This is a genomic window from Dyadobacter sp., assembly GCF_051859145.1.
GTDB lineage: Bacteria > Bacteroidota > Bacteroidia > Cytophagales > Spirosomataceae > Dyadobacter.
On record NZ_JBHYGF010000587.1, the window covers coordinates 1 to 20,044 of the forward strand.

The 20,044-nt window shown below is 45.6% G+C and carries 17 protein-coding genes; 7 read left to right on the forward strand and 10 right to left on the reverse strand.

Annotation, left to right across the window (positions count from 1 at the left end):
- From ACTIE6_RS25400 to ACTIE6_RS25430, 7 genes are all read right to left on the reverse strand, one after another.
- The coding region (locus tag ACTIE6_RS25400) for a carboxypeptidase-like regulatory domain-containing protein (protein ID WP_439559288.1) at positions 1 to 871 on the reverse strand (871 nt) is incomplete at its 3' end.
- Between the two features lie 111 nt (positions 872 to 982).
- Positions 983 to 1,996: an NAD-dependent epimerase/dehydratase family protein gene (locus ACTIE6_RS25405; RefSeq protein WP_439559289.1), complete on the reverse strand. Its 1,014-nt coding sequence runs from the start codon at positions 1,994 to 1,996 to the stop codon at positions 983 to 985.
- Positions 1,993 to 3,114 (reverse strand): hypothetical protein, encoded by a 1,122-nt coding sequence (locus ACTIE6_RS25410; RefSeq protein ID WP_439559290.1) that lies wholly within the window; start codon positions 3,112 to 3,114, stop codon positions 1,993 to 1,995. The genes ACTIE6_RS25405 and ACTIE6_RS25410 overlap by 4 nt, the downstream gene beginning before the upstream one ends.
- The gene (gene spt, locus ACTIE6_RS25415; protein ID WP_439559291.1) at positions 3,111 to 4,322 is read right to left on the reverse strand and encodes a serine palmitoyltransferase; all 1,212 of its coding nucleotides are present in this window, start codon (positions 4,320 to 4,322) and stop codon (positions 3,111 to 3,113) included. The genes ACTIE6_RS25410 and spt overlap by 4 nt, the downstream gene beginning before the upstream one ends.
- Before the next feature lie 570 nt (positions 4,323 to 4,892).
- Positions 4,893 to 5,507: a TetR/AcrR family transcriptional regulator gene (locus ACTIE6_RS25420; protein ID WP_439559292.1), complete on the reverse strand. Its 615-nt coding sequence runs from the start codon at positions 5,505 to 5,507 to the stop codon at positions 4,893 to 4,895.
- Between the two features lie 173 nt (positions 5,508 to 5,680).
- A complete protein-coding gene (locus ACTIE6_RS25425; RefSeq protein ID WP_439559293.1) occupies positions 5,681 to 6,661 on the reverse strand; it encodes an FAD:protein FMN transferase in 981 nt (326 codons plus the stop codon).
- A 143-nt stretch (positions 6,662 to 6,804) separates the two neighbouring features.
- A complete protein-coding gene (locus ACTIE6_RS25430) occupies positions 6,805 to 6,990 on the reverse strand; it encodes a hypothetical protein (protein WP_056285187.1) in 186 nt (61 codons plus the stop codon).
- Positions 6,991 to 7,298: 308 nt separating this feature from the next.
- On the opposite strand from ACTIE6_RS25430, the gene ACTIE6_RS25435 reads away from it, so the two are divergent.
- From ACTIE6_RS25435 to ACTIE6_RS25450, 4 genes are all read left to right on the forward strand, one after another.
- Positions 7,299 to 8,903, forward strand: a complete 1,605-nt coding sequence (locus ACTIE6_RS25435; protein WP_439559294.1) for an amidase — start codon at positions 7,299 to 7,301, stop codon at positions 8,901 to 8,903.
- A gap of 80 nt (positions 8,904 to 8,983) precedes the next feature.
- Positions 8,984 to 10,693: a hypothetical protein gene (locus ACTIE6_RS25440; protein WP_439559295.1), complete on the forward strand. Its 1,710-nt coding sequence runs from the start codon at positions 8,984 to 8,986 to the stop codon at positions 10,691 to 10,693.
- Between the two features lie 187 nt (positions 10,694 to 10,880).
- A complete protein-coding gene (locus tag ACTIE6_RS25445) occupies positions 10,881 to 12,137 on the forward strand; it encodes an asparagine synthetase B (RefSeq protein WP_439559296.1) in 1,257 nt (418 codons plus the stop codon).
- A gap of 59 nt (positions 12,138 to 12,196) precedes the next feature.
- On the forward strand, positions 12,197 to 12,775 hold the full coding sequence (locus ACTIE6_RS25450) for a Uma2 family endonuclease (protein ID WP_439559297.1): 579 nt from the start codon (positions 12,197 to 12,199) through the stop codon (positions 12,773 to 12,775).
- A 20-nt stretch (positions 12,776 to 12,795) separates the two neighbouring features.
- Here the strand turns inward: ACTIE6_RS25450 and ACTIE6_RS25455 are convergent, their stop codons facing one another.
- The 3 genes from ACTIE6_RS25455 to ACTIE6_RS25465 form a co-directional block, all read right to left on the reverse strand.
- Complete coding sequence (locus tag ACTIE6_RS25455) at positions 12,796 to 13,947, reverse strand: thioredoxin-like domain-containing protein (protein ID WP_439559298.1); 1,152 nt, start codon at positions 13,945 to 13,947, stop codon at positions 12,796 to 12,798.
- A 96-nt stretch (positions 13,948 to 14,043) separates the two neighbouring features.
- Positions 14,044 to 15,147: a lipid-A-disaccharide synthase gene (gene lpxB / locus ACTIE6_RS25460; protein ID WP_439559299.1), complete on the reverse strand. Its 1,104-nt coding sequence runs from the start codon at positions 15,145 to 15,147 to the stop codon at positions 14,044 to 14,046.
- Between the two features lie 117 nt (positions 15,148 to 15,264).
- Positions 15,265 to 15,684, reverse strand: a complete 420-nt coding sequence (locus ACTIE6_RS25465) for a 6-pyruvoyl trahydropterin synthase family protein (protein ID WP_439559300.1) — start codon at positions 15,682 to 15,684, stop codon at positions 15,265 to 15,267.
- A gap of 110 nt (positions 15,685 to 15,794) precedes the next feature.
- Between ACTIE6_RS25465 and rfaD the strand changes: the two genes are divergently transcribed.
- From rfaD to ACTIE6_RS25480, 3 genes are all read left to right on the forward strand, one after another.
- Entirely contained in the window at positions 15,795 to 16,760 is a 966-nt protein-coding gene (rfaD, locus tag ACTIE6_RS25470) for an ADP-glyceromanno-heptose 6-epimerase (RefSeq protein WP_439559301.1), read from the forward strand.
- Positions 16,761 to 16,877: 117 nt separating this feature from the next.
- Complete coding sequence (sufB, locus tag ACTIE6_RS25475; RefSeq protein ID WP_439559302.1) at positions 16,878 to 18,323, forward strand: Fe-S cluster assembly protein SufB; 1,446 nt, start codon at positions 16,878 to 16,880, stop codon at positions 18,321 to 18,323.
- A 107-nt stretch (positions 18,324 to 18,430) separates the two neighbouring features.
- Positions 18,431 to 20,044 (forward strand): cation:proton antiporter (locus ACTIE6_RS25480; protein WP_439559303.1); only part of this gene is annotated, 1,614 nt, incomplete at its 3' end.

Sequence of the window (20,044 nt, forward strand, 5' to 3'; positions counted from 1 at the left end):
GCTCATTGGTTTTAACGGTATCCCGGATAAAGAATTTGTAAAAAGTAGGCGCCGTATTTGCGATCGGGCTCAGGAGCAGGTTGGTAGCAATGGAAATATCATTGTCATAAATGTTGATATCTTCATACAACCTGTTGAAATAAGCGCTCAAACCTTCATTATCCACAAACTTGGCATCAAATTCGGCCCGACGACTGGCCAGCACGCGCTGCTTTTTAGTGTACGGACTTTTCCGGAAGTAAACCTGCGAAAGCTTTTCCTCGATAAATGCAGGCAGCATATTCTTACCGCCCATTGCCGAAGAATCCTGGCTTTTAAATAAAAACTGGTAGTTTTTGAAAATGCGCTTCTCCTTGAATTCGTCAGACAGGTTACTTAATGCGAGCGAAATTTTCTCGTACTGCTCATATTCAACATACTCATTCCCGGCCATTTTGTTCTCATCCTTGTGCGCGATCACCTCGCGGATAAGCTGCACGGCAGGATTGTCCTTGTTCCGGTAGCGGCCTCTTCCTTTTACGGTAACTTCTTTCAGCATGGAAGCATCCACCGCCAGCTTAATGTCGATTGTTTGCGAGATACCGGGTGTAATTGGTTTTTCAACACTCAGGTAACCTACGTAAGTGAATTTGATAGTCGGGTAGTTTTCCCGGAGGGTCAATGCATAGCGACCGTCTGCGTCGGAAGCTGTTCCCATGGTTGTACCCGGGATCAGAACAGATACAAATGGAAGCGTTTCTCCCGTTTTTGCATCGGTGACGGTACCTTTAATTGTAGTCGTATTCTGCGCTATGGCTGCTCCGGACAGGATCTGTATCAAACAGATTACCGGGGCAATTTTCAACCATACCGACTTAAATATTGTTTTCATTTTTGAAGATCATAACACATGTTGTACCCATCCACCTCCGGCAGTTCACATACGGCGTGTGCCGCTGTTCCGATGGTGTGATTCGATATTAAATCAAATTGGGCGCAGGAATTAAAGCCAGTTGTTCTCTTTATACCATGTTAAAGTCTCCGCAAGTCCTTGTCGCAGGTCATATTGCGGCTGGTAATGCAGATTGTTCCGGGCTGCGTCTATACTACAGTTCCAGTTTGAAGCAGTCAGCTCTTTGAGCTTCTCCCTGTTTAAGACAGGTGTTTTCGGTGAGAAGGAGTAAATGATGTCGAGCAGACCTGCCAGCCATTTTACCAGAATCATGGGCAGATGTGTACGAAAGATGTTTTTCCCGCTTATCTCTTTAAACCTGTCAGCCAGCGCGTAGCGGTCGTAAGCATTCCCATCTGAAATGTTGTACACCGTTACTTCTTTCTTATTTTCAGTAAGTGCGGCCAGGGTCGCGGCTACCAGGTCTTTCACATACACAAAACTCAATCGCTGGGGCTTGTTGCCGATGTAGGCATCCAGTCCGCCCGAAAGTGTTTTGAACAATACAAAAAGATCCTTTTCACCGGGTCCGTAAACCGCTGTGGGTCGAATGATTGTGAGGGGCAGCCCGCTGACTTCTTCCAGATACTTTTCCGCCAGCAGCTTGCTTTTTCCATAATCTGTGACTGGTCCCGGCAGCGTATTTTCCGTAATCGGGTTTTGCTCCGAGTAGCTCAGCGGCCCAATCGCGGCCAGACTGCTCAGGAAAACAAAACGTTTCAAAGGAATATCCGCCGACATGGCAGCCTGCGCCAGGTTCAGGGAATATTGCGCATTCACCAGGTTGTAGGCTGCTGCCGTTTTTTCCTTGGTAACCCCTGCCGCATGAATAATGTATGTATAGTTTCCCGCTTCGAGTAAATCTTTCAGTTTTTCGCGGGAGTTGAAATCTACGTTCACAACTTTGAGCGCGGCGGGATAATCAGTTGCCAGCTTTTTCAGGAATACCAGGTCGCTGCTGGGCCTTACAGCGGCATGCACTTCCATGCCATTGTTCAGCGCAGCTTCTACCAGGTGAAACCCGATAAACCCGCTCGCTCCTGTTATGAACACACTTTCTTTCATATCGCTTTTTCGAACAAGCGGTACTTTTTGTACAGCTTTCCGTTAATCTGCTCAATAGCGTGGTTCATGAGATAATTATCTTCCAGCATCCACGAGCATTCTGCAGTTTTAATGCCTTTTGTGCGGCCGTTCTTGATCACCCTTCCGTAAAGGCAGGCTTCAATGCCTTGCTTCCGGTAATCTTCCACTACGCCCAGCGTCAATACACGCAGGCCTTTGATATTCTTTTTACCAAAAAGCAGTTTGAAAATACCGGTAGGCAACAAGCGGCCTTTTTTTATTTTTATCAGAATCTGGTTGATATCAGGTATCCCTAATATGAACCCGATCAGTTTGTTATCTTTTTCAGCAACAAGACAAAAATCAGGGTCAAGGATCATTTTCAGATCTTTTGCGAGATAGTTGAACTCGTTTTCGGTCATCGGGACAAAGCCCAGGTTCTTGTCCCAGGCAGAATTATATACCTCCCTGATCTTGACCACTTCTTCCTTAAATTTTTTCAGGTCAATGGGGCGGATTACAATACCGCTTTTTTTGAGCCTGGTTTCCAGTGCATCCAACAGGCGCACCGAACGGTCGTTTACCTCGCGGGTCGTGATTTCGTAAGCGAACAGATCCGTCTTCTTTACCAGTCCGGCATTTTCCAGTAACTGCTGGTAGTAAGGCGCATTGTAAGGCATCATGGCCACAGGCGGGCGGTCGAAACCTTCAATCAGCAGCCCGCAGGTGTCGTTTGTGGATAAGTTCACCGGGCCCCAAAGCGTATTGGCACCTTTTTCTCTCAGCCAGCCGGACGCTTCTTTGAGAAGCAGATTAACCGTTTCCTGGTCGTTTATTGTATCAAAAAATCCAAAGAACCCATCATTGCGTTCCGTAAACGCATTGTGATTGGTATTAAAAATGGCAGCGATCCGGCCCACAATCTCTTCCCCTTCATAAGCCAGGAAAAGCTTTACCTCAGAATGTTCGTAAAACGGGTGCTTGCCCGGGGTAAGCATATCCTGCTGAGCGATAAACAGCTCAGGAACATAGCTCTTATCATTTTTATAGAGGGAGTGGGGAAAATCAATAAATGTTTTGAGATCCCCCGAAGAGTTTACGGGTACAATTCGCTTCATAGTCTTTGTCTTTCAATAATGGCCTCCGGACATACTTCCCGATAAATGCGTGATATTTTATCAACTGCTTCTTCAATCTGACTGAAAGTATGTGTGGCCATCAGAGAAAACCGGATCAGCGACTGCTCCGGACGTACTCCGGGCGAGACTACCGGATTAACAAATACGCCTTCATCCTGCAAACGTTTTGTCATGATAAAGGTTTTGTCATTGTCCCTGATATACAATGGAAGGATCGGACTTTCGGTTTGACCAAGATCAAATCCGTTGAACAACAACAATTCTTTGGCGTACCTGGTATTAGCCCAAAGCCGTTCAATGTGATGGGGCTCTGACTCGATGATATCCAATGCAGCCAATGTACTTCCCACGGAAGCCGGCGTCATACTCGCACTGAACATCAGCGAGCGGGCGCGGTGTTTCAGGTAATCGATCGTCGCAGCGTCCCCGGCAATAAACCCGCCCAATGAAGCCAGTGACTTGCTGAATGTGCCCATTACCAGGTCAGTAGTGTCTGTTTGCCCGAAGTAAGAGGCAGTTCCGGCGCCTTTTTCGCCGATTACGCCCAAACTATGCGCATCGTCCACCAGCACGGTGGCATCGTATTCCGCTGCGATTGCATTCAGCTCAGGCAACTTTACGATATCACCTTCCATACTGAAAATACCGTCGGTAGCGATCAGTTTGTCGGCTTCCTCGGGTAGCAGGCTCAGCTTTTTGCGAAGGTCCTGCATATCGTTATGGGCGTATTTAATCACTTTTGAAAATGAAAGCCGGCTGCCATCGATGATCGAAGCATGGTCACTTTCATCCAGAATGAGATAGTCATTTCTACCGGTAAGACAGGAAAGTGCGCCCAGGTTGGCCTGGTAGCCGGTACTGAACAATACAGCACCTTCTTTGCCCGTGTATTTGGCAAGCCTGCGTTCCAGTTCCTCGTGAATGTCCAGTGTTCCGTTCAGGAAACGTGACCCTGCACAGCCTGTTCCATATTTCTGGGCCGCTTTTTGAGCAGCTTCAATAATGTACGGATGTGAAGTAAGTCCCAGGTAAGAGTTAGACCCGAACATCAGAACGGTTTTCCCGTTGATAATCACCTCCGTATCCTGACCGGATTCAATGGGTCTGAAAAAGGGATAAAGACCTTTTGCCTTGATGGCTGCCGCGTCTTTGAATTCGGCTATGCGCTTATTTAGTTTTTTACCCATAAATAATTAATGTCAGAATCAACAGCTTCTTTTAGGGGGTGCCGGGAGGCGTCAGGTGGCCATTTTTACGTATACAATCTTTCGGATTAACGGGTTAACCACATACCTTTTCTTCTGGTTCACAAAACTGCCTGCTCTTTTTGTATTTTACCGTTAAAAACCGATTAAATCTTCAATGAGGTTTTGCTATTCTTGCCTTTTTGGCGGATCTGTGTAAATGTAATAACACTCTTTCAGGTCTCCTGTTACTCTTGAATTGATTGACTTGCAAAAGCAGATACTGGGTGGATAAATCCTTAATTTGTTCATTGTCTGGACTTAATACGAAACTAAGGCTTTTACCCAAAACTAACGGCCCCTCTCTGCAAAAATACTTACCATGGTTCCTGAGCCGCCTTGCTGCCTTCTGTGACCATCTTTTCAGATTTGTATTTAACGTTGATCAATATGAGACCACCCGCACTCTGCTCCAACTCTAAAATTACCGGCGGTTGAACCGGTGGATAAGCGACAGTCAAACGTTGAATAATTGTTCATTTTAGGTCGCTACGCTCCCGCCTTCTTAAAATCTCACTTTTCGAGGATCAGGTAATTACAAATCATCGACTTCACGTGCTCCTTGTGATTTTCGGCAAAAGCCTCAAAATCTTCTTCGGAAATCCCGAAAATCCGCTGGTGCATTTCTTTGCCCAAAAACAGGAACTCAATGCAGCTTGTCATCAAAGGCAAGATGCTTTCCATTGGTACCGGGCGCAAAACCCCGCTTTCAATTCCCTCGGCAAGTTGCTGGTTAAACAGCGTTGATTTGAGCTGACTATACAGCGACAATTTCACCAACAATCTTTCCGGTTCCTTGTGGATTTCATTCATGATAAAAATGACCAGGTCTGGCTCCTGTCTCATCATGCGGTAATTGTTTTCAACTACCTCGGAAATCTTTGTTTTGATATCAATCGGCTTGTTCAGGATATGGATAATGTTCTGGAAATACATTTCCATCAGATCCTTGAATATCTCCATAAACAACTTCTCCTTACTTCTGAAGTAGTAGTTGGTTAGGGCAATATTCATATCAGCCTCTTTGGCGATATCGCGGGATGTAGTGCCATCGAAACCTTTTTTCAGGAAAACCCGCCTCGCCGCTTCTCTGATCTTGTCCTCACTTTTTTCAGATACGCACTTCACAATGTCGAATAGTTAGGTTGAAATTGGTTTCTAAAACAAGCTTTTACTAAATCCGTGGTTCAAATGTCAGGAGTAAATTCGACTTGTACAAGCGTATGAAACGAATATTTTAAACGGTTGTTTAAAATATTCGTTCAGGGGAACGGTTTCGCGGAATAATGCAAAAATTTAAATTACTTCGAAAGTGTGCTCCACTCTCTTACCTGCTCTCCTTTTCTTTCTACAAGCCACACCTTCGTACCCGGAAATCTTTTAAGCATTTTTTTGCTCTTCTCTATCCCTGCCACACTGAATGCAGTAGCAAGCGCGTCGGAGATAGTACCACCGTCGCAAATGGCGGTAGTGCGGACATGGAACAGCAGCCCGATCCCTGTTTCCGGATCAACAATGTGTGAGTACCTCACGCCTTTATATTCCATATACCGGTAAGTAGGTCCCGAAGTAGCCAGTGAGGTATTGGCTAGCTTTATGGTTTTCAATGAATCGCTTCCATTAGAAATGGTAATGTTCCATCCGTCTGTTCCCGGAGGCGGATTGGTCATCACGATTTTTCCGCCTGCATCCATCATTGCCGAAGTAATGCCCAGCTTTTTCAATTCTTTCAGCGCTTCCTCAGCGGCGAAACCTTTCCCCAAACCGCCGATATCCAGCCGCATTCCCTTTTGCGTGAGCAGCACACTCCGGTTTTTAGGATTCAGTTTCATTTTATTAAAGCCCGTTTTTGACCTCGCTTCGGCAATTTCCTGCTCGCTTGGAAAAGTACCTTTCCGCGTTGCATGCCGCCACATCTGAACTACCGGCCCTAGCGTCACGTCAAATACGCCGTCGCACTTTTTACTTATATCCTGCGAAATGGCAAGTATGTCGAAAAGATCTTTACTCACCGGAACCCACTTGCCGCTACCCGACTGCGCAGAAAGCCGGTTGATCTCACTCCCATCGCGGTAATCGCTCATGATCTCATTCAGCTCCTCCACCCTGTGAAATGCATTGTCGGCGGCAAGTTTGGCGAGTGTATCGCTTGTTGTGTAAAACACAAGCTTGAACGGAGAACCCATCAGTCCTTTTTCAAAGCTGTAACGTGTCTCCTGCGCGAAGACGAACTGAGGTGCACTGAAAATCAGGAGGAAAGCGAGAATGCGGAAATAATTCATGCGGATATGGAAAGAAACGAATGCGAAAATTACAGCATTTGAACGGTTTGAGGTCCAGTAAAATTGATTTTTGAAACACCAGACACAAAAAAAGGGTACGAACCTCCCGGTTCATACCCTGTAATTATTGCGGTATACCCTTGTCAGCCGTAGTAATCCAGAAGACTATTCCTGTCGGCGTGGTTATGATGTGAATTCATTGCGTCCTTGATCAGACCCGCGCCAATGAAGGGCAGGGATACGATGGTTGAGATTATCATCGCGACGAACAAAATGGTTGCAAAGAAAAACTTCCCGCAATAATATATGACGTTTGACAGTATGCTCATATTCCAAAAATTTATATGGTACTATTCCTTTTCAAAATTAAATTAAATAATCATGCCATCATTATTTTTTGGATGATTTTAGCATTTTTTAAGAAATTTTTAATGATTCTAATCGCTGGGAGTCAGCATTGTAGTATAAGTATTACAACATTCTACGAAATCTTTGATGGTAAAATCGTATAATCAAACAGGAATTCGAAATTCCAGCATCATGCAGGCAAGTTTTTCAACACTTTGAACCCGCGCGACAGATTTTTGAAAAGAGTATATTGCATCTAAGCAGTCCAAACACGTTTGTTTTACTCCAGATGAAAAGAAGAACCTTCATTAACCTTGCTTCCGCCGCAAGCCTCGCTCCTTTTGCATTTACTATTTCAGAATGTACCAGTCAGTCCAAAGAACGGACATCGGAAAAGGCTTCCGAAAACGATATCAAGGAAATGGCTGTCGCGGAAATGCAACGGTTGATGCAGGAAAACAAACTAAGTGCTCGCAAGCTCGCCGAATATTACCTCAATCAGATCAAAACCATAGACCAAAACGGTCCGGCTTTAAAGTCAGTCATCGAACTCAACCCCGATGCACTAAGTATTGCTGACGCGATGGACCAGGAACGAAAAAACGGGAAGCTGCGCGGGCCGCTCCATGGGATACCTGTCCTGATCAAAGACAACATTGATACTGCGGATAAAATGCAAACTACCGCCGGCTCCATTGCATTGGCTGGAAACATCGCGTCGAAAGATGCATTTGTTGTAAAAAAGCTACGGGAAGCAGGTGCGGTGATCCTTGGAAAAACGAATTTGAGCGAGTGGGCCAACTTCCGTTCGAGCCGCTCTTCCAGTGGCTGGAGCAGCAGAGGCGGACAGACCAAAAACCCTTATGTACTCGATCGTTCGCCTTGCGGGTCAAGTTCGGGTTCAGGGGTAGCTGTGGCGGCAAACCTTTGCGCGGTTGCAATTGGAACTGAAACAAATGGCTCTATCGCCTGCCCGGCATCTATGAACGGGGTAGTTGGTATCAAGCCGACCGTTGGACTTGTGAGCCGGAGTGGCATTATTCCTATCTCCAGAACACAGGATATAGCCGGCCCGTTTGGCAGGACAGTAGCTGACGCGGCTGCATTGCTCACGGTAATCACCGGGGCGGATCCCGTAGACCCGGCCAGGTATGCAGGCAACAAACCAATTCCCGATTACCTGAAATTCCTAAACCGCGACGCATTAAAAGGTAAGCGCATTGGCGTTGAGAAATCGTTTTTGAAACAACATGAAGTAATCGACTCGCTGCTCAAAAAAGCGCTGGACCAGATGAGAAGTCTGGGTGCAGAAATCGTGGAAATCGAATTTATGAAGGCACAGGACACCGAAGGCGCGGAATCGGACCTGCTGCAATTTGAATTCAAGGACGGCGTGAACCGGTACCTTGCCGGTTCGAATGCAAAAGTAAAGTCACTGGAAGGTCTGATTGCATTTAACAATGCCAATAAAGCGAAAGCAATGCCCTATTTTCAGCAGGAGTTATTTGAAACGTCCCAGCAAAAAGGCGATCTGGAAAGTAAGGAATACAAGGCAGCTTTACGTAAGATCAATCAGGTAGCCGATCTGCTTAACCGCGAATTTGAAAAGAATAAACTGGACGCGTGCTGCGGACCAGCAACGGGCGCCTCCTGGTGCATTGATCCGGTTAACGGCGATTTCTGGACAGGATATGGATCGTACGGACCTGCGGCTATTGCAGGATTTCCCTCCATTACTGTCCCAATGGGAAATGTCAGCGAGCTACCTGTCGGCATCTCCTTTCTGGGCCGCGCATTCAGTGAGCCTGAACTGATCGGGATCGCATATGCGTATGAGCAGGCATCGCGAAACCGCGCCGCTCCAAAGTTCATTGAAAGTATTGGTAAAGTGTGATTAAATGTAAATAAATGAGTACCTACATAGTAACCCGTGTGCATTGAGCCCTTTTTATCCATAAAGAATAACTCAATTCCATGGATAGAAGACATTTTGTCAAAAACAGCGCGCTCGCTATTTGTTCAGTAGCCACTATTTCACCCACTTATTTAGTCGCCCGTAGATCAGCCGAACAAATGCCGCCCTGGCTCCTGGAAATGATTGCCCGGAATGATACCAGCATTGAGTCTTTGCGCAAGTACCAGGTAAAAGACACTGATAGCCCGGACTTAGGCGGTCTTCGTGACGGATTTGACATACTCAATCCGCATAGTACCTCCGCCTTGGTACAATGCGGCTCAGCGGGACTTTTCTCACCTTCTTCCAAATACTATAAATCCACCGACCTGCTTGCCAGCGTAAACCTGGCGGTACTATATCTGATCAAAACGCAGCACAGCGACGGCACTATCGATCTGCTTTCAACCAATTTCCATTCAACACCCGATACCGGTTTCCTGGTTAAGAGACTCGCGATGGCTTATATGTTAATGGAAAAATCGGGTACGCCGGGTGCAGACAAAGTGCTGGCCAACCTGAAAACTTTCCTGCTCAAATGCGGGGAAGCATTGAGCGTGGGCGGTATCCACACACCCAATCACCGCTGGGTGGTGTCTGCTGCATTGACCCGGTTAAATGAGCTTTGGCCCAATCCCAAATACGTCAGCCGCATTGAACAGTGGCTGGGCGAACGCATTGATATGGATGCAGACGGGCAGTACAATGAAAAGAGTACATTCATCTATTCCTCTCTTACTGACAGGCTGCTGATTACCATCGCCAAAGGCATGAAAAAGCCAGAGCTGCTCGACAATGTCCGTAAAAACCTGAACATGACCATGTACTATGTGCATCCGAATGGAGAGGTTGTGACTGACGCGTCAGGGCGGCAGGATAAGGCAGTAATCGGGACTTTGGAAAACTACTACTATCCTTACCGTTACCTCGCAATTAAAGACAAAAACCCGCAGTATGCAGCAATGTGCCGCATGATCGAGAAAACAGCGGGACCAAAAACAGGCGCATTCATCGATTATTTCCTTACGGATCCTTCTCTATGGGTAGAGTTGCCGGCAGAAAAACCATATCCGGTAAGCTATGTAAAAACATTCGCGAACTCCGGTCTGGTGCGCATTCGTCGCGACAACCGCGACTCTACGCTGATCGCCAACAATCCGGTATTCTTCACATTCATGAAAGGCAATGCAGTTTTGCAGGGGTTACGGTTCGCTTCCTCATTCTTTGGAAAAGGCCAATTCCAGTCCGAAAAGATTGTTCAGAACGGAGATACCTGGGAGCTGACCCAAAAACTGGACGGACCTTATTTTCAACCTTACCCGAAAGAATCGCTGCCGAACGATGGCGACTGGGAGAAAATGCCGCGCGCCAACCGACCGCAGAGCGAAGTACAGCTGCTGGAAACCAAGGTGCGTATCAAAGAAACTACGGACGGAATGGAGGTAGAGGTAACCACCAGCGGAACCGAGCGGGTACCTGCCGCATTGGAACTGATCTTCCGTCCGGGCGGCGAGCTGAAAGGGGTTGTTAAGATTGAAAATACGAAAGATTCATGGCTCTTAAAGGACCAAATCGGGACTTACCGCTTCAACGATGATACCATTTCTTTCGGCCCGGGAACTGCTTTGCATAAAAACATCGCACTGCGCGGCGCATTGCCTCAGATGGATGCGCCGACAGTGTTCCTGACCGGCTTCACACCTTTCAAGCATGTGATCCGTTTTTCATAATGGGATACTAGCTATCAGCAATTGGCTGTTAGCTTTTTTTCAGATAAGTGTCAGGATTTTGATTATTGGTATTCTGCTTTGGTTTTGATACAAAAAGCTGAATACCAGTTCTGTAAAATGATTTTAATTCGTTAAATTTGGTTACCTCCCGTTTCCATAAAGTCCCGGATTAAAATTGTCTGTCACAATGCTGAAAAAGACTTCTATCCTGCTTCTTCTGGTACTTACTGCACAAATTTCACTGGCCAATCAGATTCTGATCCCGATGGATAAGTCGCAGACAAATCACCTGAAAGCGTACGGGCTTGCTTATATTTTGCTCAAAGGGGATATCGACGTGGAGTGGCTGCTCAACTACCGCGGGGGCAGCTTTAAGGTTCAGTATAGCAAGTATATTGAGAATGAATGCAAGCTGCGGGCGATTTCCTATGAGGTAATGTCGGAAGCTGCGAGCGCGCAGCTTGTCAGTGAGATCAGCAATCCGAGCATTAATATGGATGTGGTGAAGCTGCACAAGGCAGCCAAAATTGCCGTTTACTCCCCTATTAAGATCAGTCCGGCAGAATTTGAGAATACCGACGCAGTTTTACTGGTTTTGAAATACGCCGAAATCCCTTTTGAGGTGATTTATGATGAAGAGATACTAAAAGGAGAATTGCCGAAATATGACTGGCTGCATTTGCATCACGAAGATTTTACGGGACAGTTTGGTAAAAACCTGCGGCGGACTTCCCAGGAGGATATCAAAGCGCAGGAAGCAATCGCAAATCGGTTTGGTTACGCCAAAGTACCGCAGATGAAGCTGGCGGTGGCCAAATTGATCAAAGAGTTTTGTGCTGGCGGCGGGTTTCTGTTCGCGATGTGCTCCGGTGCGGAGACTTTCGACATTGCACTGGCGGCCGAGGGAATTGATATTGTAGATAACCTCGACGGAGACGGAATTGACCCCGACGCACAATCCAAGCTCGACTTTGAAAAAACTTTTGCCTTTCACAATTTCAAGTTGCAGCTTGATGAATATGAGGGGATGAACTTCTCGGATATCAATTCCTCTGCCGGCAGGTACCGCAGCTGGGGCGAGAACGATGTATATTTCTCCCTGTTCGACTTCTCAGCCAAATGGGACGTAATACCTGCGATGCTGGTTCAAAATCATGAAAACCTGATCCGCGAGTTTTTCGGTCAGACTACCGCATTCAGCAAATACACCGTCAAACCGAGCGCACTGGTGATGGGAACGAGCAGCTCTTCCGACCGGTACATTTATGGTGAAATGGGCCGTGGGCAATGGACTTTCTACGGCGGCCACGATCCGGAAGGCCGCGGCGGAGGCGGCCGCAGAATGCCGACAGACTTGAATTTATACCCCAACTCGCCGGGTTACCGTTTAATACTCAATAACATCCTCTTTCCTTCCGCTAGAAAGAAGAAACGTAAGACTTGATAATTGGAAAGCTGGTTTTTTCCTGATTTTAATAGATTTGTAGAAAACAACGACATACTATGCAAGCGACGATCACAAATATCAACCAGCTGGATTTAAACGGAACTTATACTTACGCAGACTATTTGCTCTGGCAGTTCGAGGAGCGTCTGGAACTCATCAAAGGTAAGATATTCAAGATGTCACCTGCGCCGAATAGACAGCACCAAACTATTCTGGGGAATTTTCATTTGTCTATCGGCTCTTTTTTTAAAAATCATTATTGTCAAGTCTTCCTGCGGCTGCCTCGGAAAAATCAGGATGTTTCGGATGGCAAAATCTACACAGTTGTACAGCCGGATCTCTGCATTGTCTGCGATGAAGCAAAACTTGATGATAAAGGCTGCATTGGCGCGCCTGATCTAATTATAGAGATATTATCTCCAGGCAACTCCAAAAAAGAAATGGATAACAAATTCACGCTTTACGAAGAATGTGGCGTGCGTGAATACTGGCTGGTGGAGCCTGCGGAAAATGCTGTTTTTGTGTATGTTTTAAATGAGGAGGGTAAATACGTTGGTCTTCAACCTGCGATCTCGAAATTAACTTCCACTATTTTCCCCGAGCTGACAATTAACCTGGAAGAGGTATTCGGCTGAGCCGGCTTGCATTTGCAGGGTTACTTCTTGCCAAGCAAATGCAGCTCGACAATTGAATCAACACTTTCTTCGTCGACATCGTAACCAAGCTTCCGTTCAATGAGGTTTTTACCCGAGTCGAAAAGCAGGGTAACCGGAATGGATTGCAGGTTGTATTTACTATCAAGCACAACCATTGATTCTTCATCTGCGATAAACTGTTTCCAGGGCATTTTCTCCTGTTTCAATGCATTTTTCCAGGCAGCAGCGTTCGTGTCGGTAGAAATGCTGGTAATGGTCACGCGGTTTTTATGTTGTGCATAAAGCTTTTTAAGCTGAACAATCTCCTGCCGGCAGGGCCCGCACCAGCTTGCCCAGAAAACTACCAGGTTGTACTCCGCATTATTATCCAAAATACGTTTTGTAAGTGTATTATCCGGCGCTTTCAGTGAAAGATCCGAAGGGAATTGAGCGCCGGTGGATTTGTCAACTTTGAGGTATGTGTTGATTTTTTGAAAGTAAACTGTCTTTTGAAGCTCCGGCTCGAACAATGCGATCAATGCTGTCAGCTCTTTTTCATCAACATCTTTCTTCGACCATTCAAGCTGGTTCAGAAGGTCAACTGAATAAGAGTACTTCCTGGCCAAATCCACATTGAATTTAGTTATCTCAGCTGATCCTCCCGGATTTTTCCTGAATGCGAGGTGCCTGAATGCAGCCTGTGTTTGCTTGTTTGGATTTTCAATGGTAAAACTTACCAGATCGCGGCCGGCAACTTTCAATGTAGTATCCCGTCTTAAATGCATTTCACCTTTGTCCGCATAAATGGCACTTTCCTGCGTCTTTGCGAAGTACGGGTTTTTATAACCTAACAGCTGATAGGGCCATTTCGGATTTCCAGTTGCGTAAAGAATGCTGCTTTTTACAGGCACAAAGTCTTCGCCCGCCTTTATTCTGAATTCGAACTTACCATTTTTCACAATCACTGAATCCATGAACTCGCGCGTGCGGTTATTACCGAGATACAGCATTTTACCTTCTATCACGGAGTTGGAACTCAGCAGATCGCCGGTGATGACAATATCTTGATTTTGCTCCTTTTTGCAAGATGCAATGCAAATACTAACTATGAGAATCAGGAGAAATGCCGGGAATGCGGCCGGCTTGTGCAGGTTTGTTGAGATAGTTTTCATCTGGCACCAGTTTAGTTGTTAATAATTCTTGTAATAATCACAACTTAAATGTAGGGACTCCAACCTAAACTAACAAAAATTTTATATATAATTTATCTATATATAATTCTTGATCAATTTACCCGCTCGCTGTGAAGCACCCGGGCCGCCTACTTTGTCTCCAAGTACCTGATAATCTTTGAGCTGAATCTCACGTTTCGCCCCGCCAGGCAAGATACTTCTCAGCTCGTCGGCAAGTAGCCTTTCATTCAGTTCATCCTGGATCAGCTCTCTGACAACTTCTTTATCCATAATCAGGTTGACCAGCGAAATGAATGGAACACGAATGAGGCGCTTAGCGATGGCGTAGGAAATGCCGCTTGTTTTGTAACAAACAACTTCCGGGACTTTGAAAAGCGCGGTTTCCAATGTAGCTGTTCCCGAAGTTACCAATGCAGCCGCGGCAATGTGGAGCAAATCGTAAGTACTTTCATATACTACCACAGACTTTCCCGAAAGATCGGCTTTGGCATAAAGCTCAGCGGGCAGGTTTTTCACACCTGCTATTACAAACTGGTATTCCGGGAATTGGGGCTGAATGGAAAGCATCACATCCAGCATGCCAAGAATTTCCTGTTTCCGGCTGCCGGGCAGCAATGCAATAACCGGCTTGGTACCAATGTTGTTTTTGGTCTTGAAATCGGGATCAGGTTTGAATGTGGAGATTGCGTCCATTAATGGATTACCAACATAATCCACCTTGTAGTCAAACTTTTTATAGAAGTCGATTTCAAACGGAAAGATCACGAACATGTGATCGACATTCTGCTTGATCTTCCAGGCGCGTTTCTGGTTCCAGGCCCAAACCTTTGGTGAAATGTAGTAAAATACCTTAATGCCTTTTTTCTTCGCAAATGCAGCAATGCGCAGGTTGAAGCCGGGATAGTCAATGAGGATCAGTGCGTCGGGCTGGTAGCTTATGATATCAGCTTTGCATTTTTTCAAAAACCCTGAAATAGTGCGAAGGTTCTTGATCACTTCCAGGAAACCCATGAAAGCAGTGTCTTTGTAGTGTGTTACCAGGTCCAACCCTTCCGCCTGCATCAAATCACCGCCCCAACCGCGAAACTCAGCCGCCGGGTCATTTTCTTTAATCCCTCTGATCAGGTTCGATCCATGCAGATCCCCCGAACGCTCTCCGGCAACTAGGTAGTATTTCAATGATTGAATGAGTGAATGATTGAATGACCGAATAGTGAGTTAGTGAGTTAGTCAGTTAGTCAGTTAGTCAGTTAATTCCAACCTTCCTTCCTCCCTTTCTTCCGTCCTCCTTCCTCCTTATTCCCCATAATACTCCACAAAATTCTTCGGAGTCTCGATCAGCTTAATGTAATGCAGCTTTGAATGGGGGGCTACTTCTGAGATGGCGGGCGCGAGGATGTTCCATATTTCCATGACAAAAATTTCACACGAAGCCATTTTGCCGGCCATAAAATCCACGTCCAGATTCAGGTTTTTATGATCCACTTTATCCACCACTTTCTGCTTCACAATATCGCCCAGCACTTTCAGATCTATCACAAATCCGGTGTCAGGATCGGGCTTGCCTTTGACAGTTACAATCAGTTCAAAATTGTGTCCGTGCCAATTATTATTTGCACAGGGGCCAAATACCTCCTGGTTCTTCTCTTCTGACCAAGCCGGATTAAAAAGCCGGTGAGCTGCGTTGAAATGCTCTTTTCTGGTTACGTAAATCATAAACTTCTATGCACTTTGGAAATCGGATGCAAAATTACATTTTGTATCCGTAGTTTTGCAGATCAACAAGTGTATCATCAAAAAGAATCCTATAACCACACAATCTTCCTATGATTATCGTAACAGGTGCAGCCGGATTTATCGGTAGCGGATTGATCAGCCGTCTCAATCAGGATGGTTTCAAAAACATCATCGCAGTGGATGATTTTTCAAAAATTGAGAAGGCCGAAAACCTGGAAGGCAAGATCATCAAGGAGCGCGTGGAACGGGATGCATTGTTCAGCTGGATTGACGCTAACAGCCGCGATATCGAGTTTATTTTTCATATCGGCGCTCGTACAGATACAACTGAATTTGACAAAAATATCTTTGACGAACTGAATGTAAACTACTCCAAGTCAATCTGGGAAAAGTGTGTTGCCTATCAGGTCCCGCTTGTTTACGCCTCTTCGGCCGCTACTTACGGTCTAGGCGAACTGGGTTATGATGACGATGAAACTACACTATCCCAGTTAAAACCGCTCAATCCTTACGGTGACTCCAAAAATGAGTTTGATATCTGGGCATTGCAGCAGGAAAAAAAGCCTATTTTCTGGGTCGGTCTGAAATTCTTCAATGTGTACGGCCCGAATGAATACCATAAAGGAAGAATGGCGTCGGTGATTTTCCACGCCTACAATCAGATAAAGGCAACAGATAAGATGAAGCTGTTCCGCTCGCACAATCCCGACTTCAAGGATGGAGAGCAAATGCGCGATTTCATCTATGTAAAAGACCTGATCGACGTGTGCATTTATTTCATGCACCACCGTAAAAATTCAGGTATCTACAACCTGGGAACAGGCCAGGCGCGGACTTTCAAAGACCTGGTGCTAAGTACTTTTGCAGCAATGGACAAAACGCCGGATATCTCGTATATAGATACCCCGGAAGATATCCGCGACAAATACCAGTACTTCACGGAAGCGAATATGAACAAGCTGCGCACGATCGGTTACGACAAGCCTTTTACCAGTTTGGAAGAAGGTGTTTCTGATTATGTGAAGAATTACCTGTCGTCTGGTAGCTACCTTTAATGTTCCCCGCAAACCCGGGTAAGTCGACTTTTTTGCGTATTTTTGACCTCCTGATAAACTGAATAACGCTTGTCTGTGTTAACTTAATTAGCAACACAGCGTGATAAATTAAAGACTATGAGCAAAGAAGAAGAATTGTTGGAGGAAATCACCAGTTCGGAATATAAATACGGCTTTGTAACTGATATTGAGGCGGATGAAGCTCCTGCAGGTCTTAGTGATGATATTGTAAGATTTATTTCGGCGAAGAAAAATGAGCCGGAATGGATGTTGGAGTGGCGTTTGAAAGCTTACCATTTGTGGCTGGGTATGAAGGAGCCAAAATGGCCGAACGTACATTATCCCGAAATCAATTTCCAGGATATCAAGTATTACTCTGCACCCAAAAAGAAGAAACCGGTAGAAAGCATTGAAGATATTGATCCTGAGTTGCGCAATACTTTTGAAAGACTGGGAATCTCATTGAATGAACAAAAAAGAATTTCAGGCATTGCGGTTGACGCAGTTATGGATTCGGAATCTGTTTTTACGACTTTCAAAGGCACCTTAAAGGAGAAAGGGATTATCTTCTGCTCAATCAGCGAAGCAATTCGTGAACATCCTGAACTGGTAAAAAAATATCTGGGATCGGTCGTTCCGCCGCGCGATAACTATTATGCAGCATTGAACTCTGCGGTTTTCTCTGATGGATCTTTTGTGTATATCCCGAAAGGCGTACGTTGCCCGATGGAGCTTTCCACTTATTTCCGTATCAATGCAGCCGGTACAGGTCAGTTCGAGCGCACTTTGATTATTGGTGACGAAGACAGCCACGTGAGTTACCTTGAAGGTTGTACTGCACCAATGCGTGACGAAAATCAGTTACACGCAGCGGTAGTAGAGATTTTCGCGCATGAGAATGCAAATGTGAAATACTCGACTGTGCAAAACTGGTACCCTGGCGATAAAGACGGGAAAGGCGGTATTTACAACTTCGTAACCAAGCGCGGACTTTGTGACGGAAAAGGCTCTAAAATCTCCTGGACGCAGGTTGAAACCGGCTCAGCGATTACCTGGAAATATCCTTCGGTGATTTTAAAAGGTGACAACTCGATTGGCGAGTTCTATTCTGTGGCAGTTACCAATAACATGCAGCAGGCGGATACCGGTACCAAAATGATCCACGTTGGAAAAAATACCAAAAGCCGGATTGTTTCAAAAGGTATCTCGGCCGGAAACAGCCAGAACTCTTATCGCGGTTTGGTTCAGGTTTTCAAAAGAGCTGACAAGGCACGTAACTTCTCGCAATGCGATTCCCTTCTTTTGGGAGACAAATGCGGGGCACATACATTTCCTTACATTGAAGTAAGCAACACAACCGCTACGGTTGAGCACGAAGCGACTACTTCAAAAATTGGAGAAGATATCCTCTTTTACTGCAACCAGCGCGGTATTCCGACAGAGCAGGCAGTTGCATTGATCGTAAATGGATATGCAAAGGAAGTACTGAATCAACTTCCGATGGAGTTTGCAGTGGAAGCACAGAAGCTACTGGAAATCAGTCTAGAAGGCAGTGTAGGTTAAAAACCACGCTCACAAAATTTCATTTTTGTACTACAAAAGCCTTTGATTCGTCAGAGGCTTTTTGTATTTTATTGATCTTTCATTGATATCCCACAACCCAATCCTTCATGACGCATGTTCCTCAACTGATCGTAGACCTTTCATTAATTCTTACAATGGCGGGGATTATTACCCTGATCTTTAAGAAATTAAAGCAGCCTATTGTACTGGGTTATATATTGGCCGGATTACTTGTAGGTCCCAATTTTCATTTGTTCCCCACCATCACAGATATCAAGACAATTGAAATCTGGGCGGAAATAGGGGTTATCTTTTTGCTTTTCAATCTCGGTCTTGAGTTTAGTTTCAAAAAGCTGGTCAAAGTCGGCAATACTGCCGCGATAACCGGTCTTTTTGAAGTTAGTATGATGCTGATCACTGGCTTTGCCACAGGCCAGCTACTGGGTTGGAGCAAAACGGACAGCCTTTTTCTGGGTGGTATTATCGCCATCTCATCCACCACAATCATTTTTCGCGCTTTTGATGAATTGGGAATAAAGACCCAAAAGTTCACCCGCGTGGTACTTGGCATTCTGGTGATCGAAGATCTTACGGCGGTATTGCTGATGGTGTTGCTTTCCACCTTGTCAATCAGTCAGCAATTTGCGGGTTACGAATTGCTCCAATCCATTCTGAAATTATTCTTCTTTTTAACGCTCTGGTTCCTGGGAGGGATTTTTGTCTTTCCGACATTGCTCAGAAAGTACCGGAATTTGATGAATGATGAAAGCGTACTGATTACTTCAGTAGCGCTATGTTTTGGAATGGTCTTCCTGGTTACACAGGCCGGATTTTCGGCTGCATTAGGGGCGTTTATCATGGGTTCCATTCTGGCCGAAACCACACATGCTGAAAAAATTGAGCACCTGCTGAAACCGCTGAAAGATCTTTTCGGAGCGGTTTTTTTTATCTCCGTAGGTATGCTGATTAATCCGGGCTTGCTGGTAGAGTATGCTGTACCTACGATGATCCTGGTGTTTGTGGTAATTGCTGGAAAAACCGCATTTGTAACGATGGGAGCGGTTATCTCCGGGCAACCTTTAAAGAAGTCAATGCAATCTGGAATGAGCCTTTCGCAGATTGGTGAGTTTTCGTTTATTATTGCCAATCTGGGACTGTCCCTGCACGTTACCAGCAACTTCCTGTATCCTATCGCCGTCGGAGTATCTGTTATCACCACATTTACGACGCCTTACATGATGAAGGCTTCCGAACCATTTTATCATTGGTTTGAGAAGCATTTGCCTGAGAAATGGCGGCATTACCTCAATCGGTACAGTTCAAGCACTTCCACAATTACGCAAACAACCCAATGGCAGGAAATCCTGAAAGCTTATGTTCAAACGGTGGTTTTGAACTCGGTGGTTGTAGTCGGCATTATCCTCGCTTCCTCTCGCCAGCTCGCCGATCAGCTTCATACCAAAATCCCTGAAAATTACATTACCAACTCGGTGCTGTTCGGGATTACCTTCCTGCTGATTTCTCCATTTCTATGGGCGCTGATTTTCAAACGTTCTAACCGCAAAGCCTATTCTGCTATCTGGCTCAGCCGTAAATACAGCCGAGGCCCCTTATTGCTGCTGGAACTGTCGCGCGTATTGGTTGCGATTATCTTAATGGGTTGTCTGCTTAATTCTTTCTTTTCCACACCAACCGCATTGACTGTGGCGGCAGCAATTATG